This window comes from Kribbella sp. NBC_00382 (assembly GCF_036067295.1).
Lineage (GTDB): Bacteria > Actinomycetota > Actinomycetes > Propionibacteriales > Kribbellaceae > Kribbella.
Window position 1 is genome coordinate 1 of sequence record NZ_CP107954.1, and the last position, 14,127, is coordinate 14,127.

General features: G+C 63.3%; 8 protein-coding genes and 3 rRNA genes. 1 reads left to right on the forward strand and 10 read right to left on the reverse strand.

The window, feature by feature from the left end; translation table 11 throughout:
• Nucleotides 1–38: 38 nt before the first annotated feature.
• The 5 genes from rrf to OHA70_RS00025 all read right to left on the reverse strand — a co-directional run bounded on the left by rrf (nucleotide 39) and on the right by OHA70_RS00025 (nucleotide 8,392).
• Nucleotides 39–156: ribosomal RNA gene (gene rrf / locus OHA70_RS00005) — 5S ribosomal RNA — on the reverse strand.
• Nucleotides 157–306: 150 nt separating this feature from the next.
• Nucleotides 307–3,428: ribosomal RNA gene (locus OHA70_RS00010) — 23S ribosomal RNA — on the reverse strand.
• A 474-nt stretch (nucleotides 3,429–3,902) separates the two neighbouring features.
• Nucleotides 3,903–5,420 (reverse strand): 16S ribosomal RNA (locus tag OHA70_RS00015).
• Together the 16S, 23S and 5S rRNA genes form the textbook arrangement of a ribosomal RNA operon.
• A 559-nt stretch (nucleotides 5,421–5,979) precedes the next feature.
• Nucleotides 5,980–7,284: a tyrosine--tRNA ligase gene (tyrS, locus tag OHA70_RS00020; protein WP_328327074.1), complete on the reverse strand. Its 1,305-nt coding sequence runs from the start codon at nucleotides 7,282–7,284 to the stop codon at nucleotides 5,980–5,982.
• 70 nt (nucleotides 7,285–7,354) lie between these two features.
• Nucleotides 7,355–8,392, reverse strand: coding sequence for an App1 family protein (locus tag OHA70_RS00025; RefSeq protein ID WP_328327076.1), 1,038 nt, complete (start codon nucleotides 8,390–8,392; stop codon nucleotides 7,355–7,357).
• Between the two features lie 75 nt (nucleotides 8,393–8,467).
• Here OHA70_RS00025 and OHA70_RS00030 point away from each other — a divergent pair, with 75 nt between their 5' ends.
• The gene (locus tag OHA70_RS00030) at nucleotides 8,468–9,427 is read left to right on the forward strand and encodes an LLM class flavin-dependent oxidoreductase (RefSeq protein WP_328327078.1); all 960 of its coding nucleotides are present in this window, start codon (nucleotides 8,468–8,470) and stop codon (nucleotides 9,425–9,427) included.
• Here the strand turns inward: OHA70_RS00030 and OHA70_RS00035 are convergent.
• From OHA70_RS00035 to OHA70_RS00055, 5 genes are read right to left on the reverse strand one after another with little or no spacing between them, the layout of a single operon-like run.
• The gene (locus OHA70_RS00035) at nucleotides 9,424–10,047 is read right to left on the reverse strand and encodes a DNA-3-methyladenine glycosylase (RefSeq protein WP_328327080.1); all 624 of its coding nucleotides are present in this window, start codon (nucleotides 10,045–10,047) and stop codon (nucleotides 9,424–9,426) included. The genes OHA70_RS00030 and OHA70_RS00035 overlap by 4 nt on opposite strands.
• On the reverse strand, nucleotides 10,048–11,463 hold the full coding sequence (gene argH / locus OHA70_RS00040; protein ID WP_328327082.1) for an argininosuccinate lyase: 1,416 nt from the start codon (nucleotides 11,461–11,463) through the stop codon (nucleotides 10,048–10,050). It abuts the gene before it with no gap.
• Nucleotides 11,464–11,484: 21 nt separating this feature from the next.
• Entirely contained in the window at nucleotides 11,485–11,997 is a 513-nt protein-coding gene (locus OHA70_RS00045; RefSeq protein ID WP_328327084.1) for an arginine repressor, read from the reverse strand.
• Nucleotides 11,994–12,926, reverse strand: a complete 933-nt coding sequence (argF, locus tag OHA70_RS00050; protein WP_328327086.1) for an ornithine carbamoyltransferase — start codon at nucleotides 12,924–12,926, stop codon at nucleotides 11,994–11,996. The genes OHA70_RS00045 and argF overlap by 4 nt, the downstream gene beginning before the upstream one ends.
• Nucleotides 12,923–14,125 (reverse strand): acetylornithine transaminase, encoded by a 1,203-nt coding sequence (locus OHA70_RS00055; protein ID WP_328327088.1) that lies wholly within the window; start codon nucleotides 14,123–14,125, stop codon nucleotides 12,923–12,925. The genes argF and OHA70_RS00055 overlap by 4 nt, the downstream gene beginning before the upstream one ends.
• Nucleotides 14,126–14,127 lie beyond the last annotated feature (2 nt).

Below are 14,127 nucleotides of genomic sequence, written 5' to 3' on the forward strand. Positions count from 1 at the left end.
AAGGGCCACCCGAGTGGGTGGCCCTTAACAGTGTGAATGTCCGGCGACGTCCTACTCTCCCACGACCTACCGGTCGCAGTACCATCGGCGCTGTCAGGCTTAACTTCCAGGTTCGGAATGGAGACTGGGTGTTTCCCTGACGCTATGGTCACCGTAACTCTATAGAAATATCAACCAACCACACACTCAGCCACTCCACCCCCGTGTGGGGTGGGTGTTGCTGGGGGTTGACCGTATTTCGGGAACCGTATAGCGGACGCGTACATCTTCGCAGCAGATTGTCTGTCGCCAACCGATGGTTGGTGTTGAGACAAGCCCTCGGCCTATTAGTACCAGTCAGCTCCACACCTTACGGTGCTTCCACTTCTGGCCTATCAACCCAGTGGTCTACTGGGGGCCTTACCCGATTAACTCGGTGGGAGACCTCATCTTGAAGCGTGCTTCCCGCTTAGATGCTTTCAGCGGTTATCACTCCCGAACGTAGCCAACCAGCCGTGCTCCTGGCGGAACAACTGGCACACCAGAGGTTCGTCCACCCCGGTCCTCTCGTACTAGGGGCAGCCCTTCTCAAGTCTCCTGCGCGCGCAGCGGATAGGGACCGAACTGTCTCACGACGTTCTAAACCCAGCTCGCGTGCCGCTTTAATGGGCGAACAGCCCAACCCTTGGGACCTACTCCAGCCCCAGGATGCGACGAGCCGACATCGAGGTGCCAAACCATCCCGTCGATATGGACTCTTGGGGAAGATCAGCCTGTTATCCCCGGGGTACCTTTTATCCGTTGAGCGACGGTGCTCCCACATGCCACCGCCGGATCACTAGTTCCGACTTTCGTCCCTGCTCGACATGTCTGTCTCACAGTCAAGCTCCCTTGTGCACTTACACTCGACACCTGATTGCCAACCAGGCTGAGGGAACCTTTGAGCGCCTCCGTTACCTTTTAGGAGGCGACCGCCCCAGTCAAACTACCCACCAGGCACTGTCCCTGATCCAGATAATGGACCTAAGTTAGACAGCCAGAACAACCAGAGTGGTATTTCAACGATGACTCCACCCGAACTGGCGTCCGAGTTTCACAGTCTCCCACCTATCCTACACAAGTTGTACCGACCACCAATACCAAGTTGTAGTAAAGGTCCCGGGGTCTTTCCGTCCTGCTGCGCGTAACGAGCATCTTTACTCGTAATGCAATTTCGCCGAGTCCATGGTTGAGACAGCGCCCAAGTCGTTACGCCATTCGTGCAGGTCGGAACTTACCCGACAAGGAATTTCGCTACCTTAGGATGGTTATAGTTACCACCGCCGTTTACTGGCGCTTAAGTTCAAAGCTTCGCCGGCCTAAACCAGCTAACCTGTCCCCTTAACGTTCCAGCACCGGGCAGGCGTCAGTCCGTATACATCGAATTACTTCTTCGCACGGACCTGTGTTTTTAGTAAACAGTCGCTTGGGCCTGGTCTCTGCGGCCATCAACGCTTCCACGGGCAAGCCGTGTAACGTATCCGGCCCCCCTTCTCCCGAAGTTACGGGGGCATTTTGCCGAGTTCCTTAACCATGGTTCACTCGATCGCCTTGGTATTCTCTACCTGATCACCTGTGTCGGTTTGGGGTACGGGCGGCTCTAACACTCACTACGAAGTTTTTCTCGGCAGCATGGGATCATCCACTTCCCCTGAACGGGTCCGCCTCGGTTCTCAGGCTATGAGAGACACGGATTTGCCTATGCCTCGCCCTACCACCTTGCCCGCGGATCAGCTTGCGCCTACCATCGCCGCGGATGGACTGCCCTCCTGCGTCACTCCTTAGTGCACCTAATACCAGTTCGGGTCAACAGCTCCGCCACTCCGTCCGAAGACATCATGGTTTCGCGGTTTTAGCATCACTAGGTTCGGTCGGGTCGTGTTAATGCCGGTACGGGAATATCAACCCGTTGTCCATCGACTACGCCTGTCGGCCTCGCCTTAGGTCCCGACTTACCCAGGGCAGATTAGCTTGACCCTGGAACCCTTGATCATTCGGCGGACGGGTTTCTCACCCGTCATTCGCTACTCATGCCTGCATTCTCACTCGTGCAGCATCCACAACTAGATCACTCTGCTGCTTCACACGCTGCACGACGCTCCCCTACCCATCCACACACCTGGACGCCCGAAGGCGCCGGGTACAAGTGTGAATGCCACAGCTTCGGCGGATTGCTTGAGCCCCGCTACATTGTCGGCGCGGAATCACTTGACCAGTGAGCTATTACGCACTCTTTCAAGGGTGGCTGCTTCTAAGCCAACCTCCTGGTTGTCTGGGCAACTCCACATCCTTTTCCACTTAGCAATCGCTTAGGGGCCTTAGCTGGTGATCTGGGCTGTTTCCCTCTCGACGACGGAGCTTATCCCCCGCCGTCTCACTGCCGCGCTCTCACTTACCGGCATTCGGAGTTTGGCTGATTTCGGTAAGCCGGTAAGCCCCCTAGACCATCCAGTGCTCTACCTCCGGTAAGAAACACGCGACGCTGCACCTATATGCATTTCGGGGAGAACCAGCTATCACGGAGTTTGATTGGCCTTTCACCCCTATCCACAGGTCATCCCCCAGGTTTTCAACCCTGGTGGGTTCGGTCCTCCACGCGGTCTTACCCGCGCTTCAACCTGCCCATGGATAGATCACTCCGCTTCGGGTCTAGAGCATGCGACTAAAGCGCCCTATTCAGACTCGCTTTCGCTACGGCTACCCCACACGGGTTAACCTCGCCACATACCACTAACTCGCAGGCTCATTCTTCAAAAGGCACGCCGTCACACCCACACAAGGTGAGCGCTCCGACGGATTGTAGGCAACCGGTTTCAGGTACTATTTCACTCCCCTCCCGGGGTACTTTTCATCTTTCCCTCACGGTACTAGTCCGCTATCGGTCACCAAGAAGTATTTAGGCTTAGCGGGTGGTCCCGCCAGATTCACACGGGATTTCAAGAGTCCCGTGCTACTTGGGAAAACACTCGGAAGTCACTGTCTTACGCCTACGGGGCTCTTACCCACTACGGCTCAACTTTCCAGAAAATTCGACTTCAACAGTGATTTATAACTCCCTGACCCCACGGCATTAAGGTCTGAATGCTCCCACAACCCCATATACGCAACGCACGCCGGCTATCACACGCACATGGTTTAGCCTCATCCGCTTTCGCTCGCCACTACTCACGGAATCACTATTGTTTTCTCTTCCTGCGGGTACTGAGATGTTTCACTTCCCCGCGTTCCCTCCAGAACCCTATGTGTTCAGGCACTGGTAACTGGCTTTAGAATGCCAGCTGGGTTTCCCCATTCGGACACCCCCGGATCACAGCTTGGTTGCCAACTCCCCGGGGCTTATCGCAGGCTCCTACGTCCTTCATCGGCTCTTGGTGCCTAGACATCCACCGATTGCCCTTAGTAGCTTGTCACAAAAACGACAAAAAATTACTACTGAAGATGCTCGCGTCCACTATACAGTTCTCAAAATACGGGCAGGAAAACCGCCTCTGAACACCACTTACATCGAATGACACTCAACCAGGGGATAAACACCCGATCGAATACCATCACCCGTAGTTTGGTGAGAGCCGGCCCCAGCCACACGACCACACCGATCAAGATCCGCAAAGATCCAACCGGTGTAGCAAGTGACCCAGAAAAACCGATCCAACCTGTTACCAGGATGGCCCGATTCCTCAGGACCCAACAGCGCGCCTCGACCTTTCACCCAACATCTTCTGTTTTCCACGCCCTCACGGGCAGTACTAACAGAGAACCGATGGGATCCCGGCCTAATGGTCAATGTTCCACATTCCGAAGCATCATCGCCCTAGAACGGACGTCTAGGAAACGACGAGTAGACAACCAGTCACTTACGTGGCCTGGCTGTCAATGCTCCTTAGAAAGGAGGTGATCCAGCCGCACCTTCCGGTACGGCTACCTTGTTACGACTTCGTCCTAATCGCCAGCCCCACCTTCGACGGCTCCCTCCACAAGGGTTAGGCCACCGGCTTCGGGTGTTGCCGACTTTCATGACGTGACGGGCGGTGTGTACAAGGCCCGGGAACGTATTCACCGCAGCGTTGCTGATCTGCGATTACTAGCGACTCCGACTTCATGGGGTCGAGTTGCAGACCCCAATCCGAACTGAGACCGGCTTTTTGGGATTCGCTCCACTTTGCAGTTTCGCAGCCCTTTGTACCGGCCATTGTAGCATGCGTGAAGCCCTGGACATAAGGGGCATGATGACTTGACGTCATCCCCACCTTCCTCCGAGTTGACCCCGGCAGTCTCCTATGAGTCCCCACCATAACGTGCTGGCAACATAGGACGAGGGTTGCGCTCGTTGCGGGACTTAACCCAACATCTCACGACACGAGCTGACGACAGCCATGCACCACCTGTATAGGACCCTTACGGACCCCCCATCTCTGGAGGATTTCCCTATATGTCAAACCCAGGTAAGGTTCTTCGCGTTGCATCGAATTAATCCGCATGCTCCGCCGCTTGTGCGGGCCCCCGTCAATTCCTTTGAGTTTTAGCCTTGCGGCCGTACTCCCCAGGCGGGGCGCTTAATGCGTTAGCTGCGGCACGGAGGACGTGGAATGTCCCCCACACCTAGCGCCCAACGTTTACGGCGTGGACTACCAGGGTATCTAATCCTGTTCGCTACCCACGCTTTCGCTCCTCAGCGTCAGGTAAGGCCCAGAGAGCCGCCTTCGCCACCGGTGTTCTTCCTGATATCTGCGCATTCCACCGCTACACCAGGAGTTCCGCTCTCCCCTGCCTACCTCTAGTCTGCCCGTATCGGAAGCAGGCTCGGAGTTGAGCTCCGAGTTTTCACTCCCGACGTGACGAACCGCCTACGAGCCCTTTACGCCCAATAATTCCGGACAACGCTCGGACCCTACGTATTACCGCGGCTGCTGGCACGTAGTTGGCCGGTCCTTCTTCTGCAGGTACCGTCACTCTCGCTTCGTCCCTGCTGAAAGAGGTTTACAACCCGAAGGCCGTCATCCCTCACGCGGCGTTGCTGCGTCAGACTTTCGTCCATTGCGCAATATTCCCCACTGCTGCCTCCCGTAGGAGTCTGGGCCGTGTCTCAGTCCCAGTGTGGCCGGTCGCCCTCTCAGGCCGGCTACCCGTCGACGCCTTGGTAGGCCATTACCCCACCAACAAGCTGATAGGCCGCGAGCCCATCCCCCACCGCCAGAACTTTCAACCCACCACCATGAAGTAGTGAGTGATATCCGGTATTAGACCCCGTTTCCGAGGCTTATCCCGAAGTGAAGGGTAGGTTGCTCACGTGTTACTCACCCGTTCGCCGCTCGTGTACCCCCGAAAGGGCCTTACCGCTCGACTTGCATGTGTTAAGCACGCCGCCAGCGTTCGTCCTGAGCCAGGATCAAACTCTCCGTTGAAATCTATATGTTGACTGACCGAAGTCAGTGAACAGACAAAACGAAAAACGATCCATTGCAATCAGAAACAAATCAAACTGACTTGAATCCAGAAAAATTACAAAGGAATCCAACACGAATCAACGATGAACCAGACCGGCCAACCTCGAAGAGGCAAGCAAGCCTACTTACACCGAGACCCGTGAAGGGGGTTAATGCTAAATTTCGGCATTGACTTTCGGCACGCTGTTGAGTTCTCAAGAATCGGGCGCACACCGCGTCCGCGACCTTTCAGCCAGGACTCCGGGGCAACCTGCGTTACTCTACCGGATCAGATCCACCGAGTCAACACCCAGTTTTTTCCGATCCGCACCCCGCATCTGAGCTACCGACCCGGATCAAAGACACGGTGCGGCTCAGCTAGCCTTGGGGGGTTCGGAGCGACCGGCCGCTTGCGCGTCCCGCACTCGCTCCAACAAGAAGAACAGTACGTGGCTGGCAGGTGGCCGGTCAAATCGGTTACCGGAGGCTTGAATCACACAGCTGTAATTTGCCTCCGGCACCGACCTCGTGCAAGGCGTCAGTCCGCGGCCGGCGAGGCCAGAACCCCTGCGAACGAACGCTTCCCGCGGCGCAGGACCAGCGCTCCCCCGGGCAGCAGATCCTCGCCGCTCGGGACGTACTCCGGGTCGCTGACCTTCTCGTTGTTCAGGTACGCGCCACCTTCGGCGATCGTCCGGCGCGCGGCGGACTTGCTGGCGACCAGCTCAGAGAGCACCAGCAGGTCGGTGATCGTCGGCATCTGTTCGTCCGGTTTGAGCTCGTAGTGCGGCGCCTCCCGCAACGCGGCGACCAGAGTCGACCCCTGCAGTGCCTGCAGCTCCGACTGGCCGAACAGCGCCTTGGCCGCGAGCTTCACCTGCTCGGTCTCCTCAGCACCGTGCACCAGGGTCGTGACGTCCTCCGCCAGCAACCGCTGCGCCTCACGCGCATGTGGGCGCTCAGTAGTCGCCAACTCGAGCGCAGCGATCTCCTCAGCCGTGCGGAACGTGTAGAACCGCACCAACTGCATCACGTCGCGGTCATCGGTGTTGAACCAGAACTGGTAGAACGCGTACGGCGACGTCAACTCCCGGTCCAGCCACACGGTCCCCGACTCGGTCTTGCCGAACTTGGTGCCGTCCGCCTTGGTCACCAGCGGAGTGGCCAGCGCATGCGCCTTCCCCGAGTCCGACCGCCGGATCAACTCGACCCCTGCGGTCAGGTTCCCCCACTGGTCGCTTCCACCGGTCTGCAGGGTGCACCCGTGGCGCCGGTACAGCTCCAGGTAGTCCAGCGACTGCAGCAGTACGTAGCTGAACTCCGTGTAGCTGATCCCCTGCTCCAGCCGGGCCTTCACCACTTCCCGGCCGAGCATCCGGTTCACCGGGAAGTGCTTGCCGATGTCCCGGAGGAAGTCGAGGGTGTTGAGGTCCTTGGTCCAGTCGTAGTTGTTGACCATTCGCGCCGGGTTCGGCAGCGACTCGTCGAAGTCGACGAACCGCTCCACCTGGCTGCGGACCTTCTCCACCCACTGCTGCACCAGGTCCTTGGGGTTCAGCACCCGCTCGGACGACTCCTTGGGGTCACCGATCAGACCGGTGGCCCCGCCGACCAGCCCGATCGGGTTGTGGCCGGCCAGTTGCAGCCGCCGCAGCGTCAGGAGCTGCAGCAGGTTGCCCATGTGCAGGCTCGGCGCGGTCGGGTCGAACCCGACGTACGAGGTGATCGGTCCGGCGGCCATCGACGCACGGAGCGCGTCCGGGTCGGTGGAGTGCGCGATCAGGCCACGGCTCTCCAGGTCGTCGAGCACCTGGGTGCGGCGTGCGGTCTCGCTGTCGGTCACTTGGTCTCTCCTCGAGTCACGTCAGATCACCACAAGTGTCCTGTACCTGCTCCAGCGGGCAGGCGTCGGGTCAGCTCGCCTCGGGGCGCGACAGTACTGCGCGCAGCTGCGCGACCAGCGCATGTCCATCGGGCCCGTGCACGGTTGCGGCCGTCGGGCGATGCGGGTCGTGAGCGCCAGGGTCAGGGTTCGGCACCGGGAGACCGTGGGACAGCACCTGCTCGGCAGGGGTCAACTGACGGATACCGATCGCCCGTACGTGATCTGGATGCGTCTGGGCGAAGTCGCCGTACAACTGCGGGTCGTGCTGGCCGTCATCCCCCACCAGCACCCACTTCACATTGGGGAACTCGACAGCCAGCCGACGCAGCGCAGTCCGCTTGTGCTCCTGCCCGCTGCGGAACCAGCCGGTGTTGGTCGGCCCCCAGTCGGTCATCAGCAGCGGTCCGGCGGGATAGCCGTGCCGGGCCAGGAACCGGGTCAGCGTGGGAGCCGTGTTCCAGGCACCCGTCGACAGGTAGAACATCGGCGCACCTGGGTGGTCTGCCAGCAGTTCGGCGTACATCTCCGCCATGCCCGGTACCACGCGCCGGGCCTGCTCCTCGCGGACGAAGGTGTTCCAGGCCGCGATCAGTGGTCGCGGCAGCATCGTCAGCATCACCGTGTCGTCGATGTCGCTGACCAGGCCGAAGGTGGAGTCCGGGTCGGGCACGTACACCTTCCCGCGCGCCTGCCGCTCGCCGTGCACGCCCAGGCCGATCTCATGCCAGCCGGGAGGCAGTGCGACGGGCACTGTCAGGTCGATGAAGCCGCCGCGGTCAGTGGTCGCCTCGAAGGTCTGGCCGGACACAGTGACGGAGACCTGTACTCCGGTGGCCGGCGCGGTGACGAATACCCGCCAACCGCGCACCACCTGGTCCTCGTCGTACCGGGGCTGGTTGCGCGGATCCCGGCTGAGCACGACGCGAGCCAGCACCCGGGTGAACTCCTGGGTGCCGTAGCCGACGTGCGGGATGATCCGCTCCCGCCAGCCGCGGCGGCGCAGGAGGACCCCGACGCCGACGTTGAACCAGTCCTCCAGACGGGAGGAGTAGTGCGGACGGGCCATGTCCGAAACCTACCCGCAGACAGGGCCCGCGCGCGCACCAGGCGGACTGTCCCCGGCGACCTTTACAGTCTCGATATGACCCAGACCTCCGCTGCTCTCGGAATGTGCTTCCCCCGGACCTTCCCAGCCGCCCTGGTGACCGACGTCGCCCGCCGTCTCGACGCCGGTGGCGCGGACGAGCTCTGGCTGATCGAGGACTGCTTCTACACCGCCGGGCCGTCCCTGGTCGCGGCCGCGCTGACGGCGACCGAGCGGCTCACCTGTGGGCTCGGCATCGTGCCGGCAGTGGCCCGTACTGCCGCCATGACCGCGATGGAGTTCGCCACGCTGGACGCTCTGGCGCCGGGGCGGTTCCTGCCTGGCATCGGGCACGGGGTGCAGGAGTGGATGGCGCAGATGGGCGTCCGGCCCAAGTCGCCGCTTACTGCGCTCGACGAGGTGACCACTGCGGTGACCCGGCTGCTGGCTGGGGAGAAGGTGACGATGGAGGGCCAGTACGTCGTACTGAAGGATGTGCAGCTGGATGCGCCGCCCACCACGCCGCCGCCGATTCTGCTCGGGGTGCGTGGGCCCAAGTCGATGGCGCTGGCTGGACGCGTCGCGGGCGGGGTAGTGCTCGCTGAGCCTGCTACGCCGTCGTATGTGCGGGCCGCTGTCGAGCAGGCCGGTTCACCTGAGGGCTTCGTGGTTGCTGTCTTCAGCGCGTTGTGTGTGCGGCCGGATCGCAAGGCGGCGTACGAGTGGACGGCGCCTTGGCTGGAGTGGCAGCTCAAGGACAAGAATCCGGCGCTCGCGACGATGCCGTTCTACGACGACCTGGTCAAGCTGCATGCCGAGAAGGGGGTCGAGGGGTTCGTCTCGATGCCGCAGGACTGGTGGGCCGAGATCGGACCGATCGGGACGCTGGACGACGCCGCCGCGCACATCGAGGCGCTGGAGGCGGCCGGCGTCCACCACATCGGGCTGTTCCCGGACCCCGAGGTCGAGCACGGGCTGCCCCAACTCGACTACGTCTTGGAGCTCGCTAACCGCTAACTGCGTTTTTTGGGAACGTGCGGCTTGTACGGCGAGACGGTGCGGTCGCCCGGGATCCAGAAGCGCCACGGCCAGTCGGCCGCCTCGCGGAGGCCGACCCGAGGACCGGTTGCGATCTCACCGTCGTAGCCGGAGCCGGGGAGCAGTTGAACGGCCGAGCCGCGGGCCAGCAGATCCACCCCGTTCTCGGCGCGGTCGATGCCGAGCGCAACGCAGAGGCGGGCCGGACCGCGAGCGAGATCGCGATCCGGGAGCACCTTGGTGGTGCCCGCCGATCGGCGGGCGCGGGCGAGGTCGATGCCTTCGATGACCTCACCCGCCCGGAACAACACCGCCGACGGCTGGCCGGGTGGGCCGACGGCAATGTTCATGCAGTAGTGCATGCCGTAGGTGAAGTAGACGTAGAGGTGGCCGGGTGGGCCGAACATCACCGCGTTGCGTGGGGTCTGGCCGCGGTAGGAGTGGGAGCCGGGGTCGTTCGGGCCGTCGTAGGCCTCTACCTCGGTCACCCGGACTGCGACAACGCCCTCGTCAGTCGTCCGGCGCAGCACCGTGCCGAGCAGCGTCGGTGCTACGTCCAGGACGGAGCGGGCCAGAGCAGTACGGCGTACAGGAGGCATCTAGGCGAGGCGGTCCGCGTGCTCGGCTACCCTGCCCCGCAGCTCGGCCAGTTGTTCGGTGACCCGCTCGCCTGCGGTACCGCCGCGGCCGTTGCGAGAAGCAACCGAGCCCTCGACGCTCAGCACCGTCCGGACCTCAGGAGTCAACGCAGGCGAGATCGCCGCGAGGTCTTCGTCGGAGAGGTCCCACAGCTCGATGCCGCGCTTCTCGCACTCCTGGACGCACGCGCCGGCCAGTTCGTGTGCGACCCGGAACGGCACCTTCTGCTTCACCAGCCACTCGGCGATGTCGGTCGCCAGCGAGAAGCCTTGCGGCGCCAGCTCCTCCAGCCGCTCGGTGTTGAAGCGCAGCGTCCGGATCATTCCGGTGAATGCGGGCAGCAGCACCTCGAGCGTGTCCACGGAGTCGAAGACCGGCTCCTTGTCCTCCTGCAGGTCGCGGTTGTACGCGAGCGGCTGAGCCTTCAGCGTCGCCAGCAACCCGGTCAGGTTGCCGATCAGCCGGCCGGACTTGCCCCGCGCGAGCTCGGCGATGTCCGGGTTCTTCTTCTGCGGCATGATGCTTGACCCGGTCGAGTACGCGTCGTCCAGCTGGACGAACCCGAACTCTTTCGTCGCCCAGATGATCACCTCTTCGGCCTGCCGGGACAGGTCGATGCCGATCTGCGCGCACACGAAGGCGAACTCCGCGACGAAGTCCCGCGCGGCCGTCCCGTCGATCGAGTTGGCCGACGAGTTCGTGAAACCCAACTCGGTAGCCACGAACTGCGGGTCCAGCCCGAGCGTGCTGCCGGCCAGCGCACCAGACCCGTACGGCGAATCGGCGGCGACCCGGCGATCCCAGTCGGCCAGCCGGTCGAGGTCGCGGATCAGCGGCCAGGCATGCGCCAGCAGGTGATGGGACAGCAGTACCGGCTGTGCGTGCTGGAAGTGGGTCCGGCCCGGCATCGCTACACCGAGGTGCTTCTCGGCCTGCTCGGCCAGAGTGTTCACCTGGTCGAGTACAAGCCCGCTGATGATCCGGCCGTGGTCGCGCAGGAAGCTCTTGAACAGCGTGGCGACCTGGTCGTTCCGCGACCGCCCTGCCCGCAGCCGGCCACCCAGCTCGGCGCCAAGCCGGTCCACCAGCCCGCGCTCGAGCGCAGTGTGCACGTCCTCGTCAGCCTCGGCCGCGACGAAAGCACCGGACAGTACGTCCGCCAGCAGCTCGTCGAGCCCGGCGAGCATCTTGGTGAGGTCCTCGTCGGTCAGCAGCCCCGCGCGGTGCAGCACCTTCGCGTGCGCCTTCGAGCCGGCGATGTCGTACGGCGCGAGCACCCAGTCGAACTGCGTCGACTTGCTCAGCGCCGCCAGCGCATCAGCCGGCCCACCCGCGAACCGGCCGCCCCACAGGGCCGCACTCTCACCAGAACTCACAACAACATCCTCTCAAGAAGACTATTTGGACTCGCTGCGGGCGGCGAGAGTCAGGAATCTTGCGGCCAGGGCCTCTCCCCCGGACGGATGGCGCGAGACGACCATCACGGTGTCGTCGCCGGCGATGGTGCCGAGTACGTCGTCCAGCCCCACGTGGTCGATCGCCGACGCGAAGTACTGGGCCGCACCCGGCGGGGTTCGCAGGATGACCAGGTTGGCGCTGCCCTCCGCGGAGACGAGCAACTCGGAGGCTACCCGGCCGAGCCGCTGCTCGAAGGCTGCGGCCTCCCCGGCTCGCGGCGTACGGTCGCCGCCTTCACCCGGTACGGCGTACACGAGCTGGCCGGCCGAGTCGCGAACCTTGACCGCGCCGATCTCCACCAGGTCGCGCGACAAGGTGGCCTGGCCGACGACGAGTCCGGCGTCGGCGAGCAGGTCGGCCAACTCGGTCTGGGACCTGACCGGCTGCCGGCCGAGCAGGTCGACGATCCGCTGCTGACGCGCGGTCTTGGTGGTCGGTACGGCGAGATTCATGAGCTGAAGTTCCTTGCCAGCAGCCACGACAGCAGCGCCTTCTGCGCGTGCAGCCGGTTCTCTGCCTCATCCCAGACGACAGATTGTGGCCCATCGAGCACCGCGGCCTCGATCTCCTTGCCCCGGTACGCCGGCAGGCAATGCAACACGATCGCGTTGTCGTCAGCCTTCGCGACCAGCTGCTCGGTCACCGAATACGGCACGAAAGGTGCCTCCCGCAACGCCGCCTCCGCCTCCTGACCCATCGACACCCAGGTGTCGGTGGCCAGGACATCGGCGCCGGCGACCGCCTCAGCCGGATCAGCAGTCCAAGACGCCGAACCACCAGTGACAGTCCCGATCTCCACCGCCTTGGCGAGGACCGCTGCATCAGGCTGGTACTCCGCCGGCGAGGCGATGACAACGTGCATCCCGGCGGTCACGCCACCGAGCAGGTAGGAGTTCGCCATGTTGTTCGCGCCGTCGCCGAGGTAGACGAGCTTCAGTCCTGCCGTACCGCCCTTGTGCTGCCGGACGGTCAACAGGTCGGCAAGAACCTGGCACGGGTGGAACTCGTCGGTCAGCGCGTTGATCACCGGCACCCGCGAGGCACCGGCCATCTCCTCGATCCGGACCTGTCCGGAGGTCCGCCAGACGATCGCGCCGACCTGCCGGTCGAGGATCCGCGCGGTGTCGGCGATCGGCTCGCCCCGCCCCATCTGCGAGGCCTGCGCGTCGATGATCAGCGGTACGCCGCCGAGCTCGGCGATCCCGACCGCGAACGAGATCCGGGTGCGGGTCGAGGACTTGTCGAAGATCACCGCGACGGTCTGCGGCCCGGTCAGCGGCTGGTGCCCGAACCGGTCCGTGGTGAGTTGCTGGGCCAGCGTCAGGACCTCGTCCTGCTCGGCCGGGCTGAGGTCGTCATCCCGCAGGAAGTGCCTTGTCATGGGGCCTCCACCTGGTCGAGGAGCGTGGACAGGGCTGCGACGAAGCTGTCGGCGTCAGCCTTGCTCAGGATGTACGGCGGCGCCAACCGCAACGCGTCGGGAATCGGGTTGTTGATGATGAACCCGGCCTCCAGCGCGAGCGCCGTGACCTGATCCGACACCGGCTTGGTCAGCTCGATCGCGAGCAGCAGCCCGCGGCCGCGCACCCCGGCGATCAGCGGATGCCCGAGCGCCTCGACCGACGACGCGAGATGGTTGCCGATGGCACTGACATTGGCGAGCAGCCCATCCCGCTCGATCACGGTCAGGACGGCCAGGCCGGCGATTGCGGCGACCGGATTGCCACCAAAAGTTGTGCCGTGATTGCCCGGCTGCAGCAAGTCGGCGGCGGCTCCGAAGCCGAGGCAGGCGCCGATCGGGATGCCCGCGCCGAGCCCCTTCGCGACGGTGACGATGTCGGGCGAGATTCCCTCGGCCTGGAACGCGAACCAGTCTCCCGTCCGGCCGACACCGGTCTGGATCTCGTCGATCCAGAGCAGGGCGCCGTGCTCCGAGGTGATCCGGCGCGCCTCGGCGAGGTACCCGGGGGGCGGTACGACGACGCCGTTCTCGCCCTGGATCGGTTCGAGCACCACGGCGGCGGTCTCGTCGTCTACAGCCGCGGCGAGCGCGGCCGCGTCGCCGTACGGGACGAAGGTGACGTCACCCGGCAGCGGTGCGAACTGCTCCCGGTACGCCGGTTTCCAGGTGATCGCGAGCGCGCCCATCGTCCGCCCGTGGAAGGCTCCGATGGTCGACACGATCTTGGTCCGGCCGGTCTTGCGGGTGATCTTGAAGGCCGCCTCGTTCGCTTCGGTGCCCGAGTTGGTGAAGAACACCTTGCCCTCAGCATCGAACAGCGACAGCAGCTTCTCGGCCAGCGCGACCTGTGGTGCGGACGCGAAGAAGTTGGAGACGTGACCGAGGGTCGCGAGCTGGCTGGTGACGGCCGAGACCACGAAGGGGTGCGCATGGCCGAGGCAGTTGACCGCGAGCCCGCCGAGCAGGTCGAGGTACTTCCTGCCGTCGGCGTCCCACAGATACGCGCCTTCGCCGCGGACGAGGACCCGCTTGGGGGCGCCGAAGGTGTTCATCATGGACTGCGAGTAGCGCTCGGCGAGGGCGCTCTGCGTGCCGTCCACTGCGAGTAGCTCGGTCATGG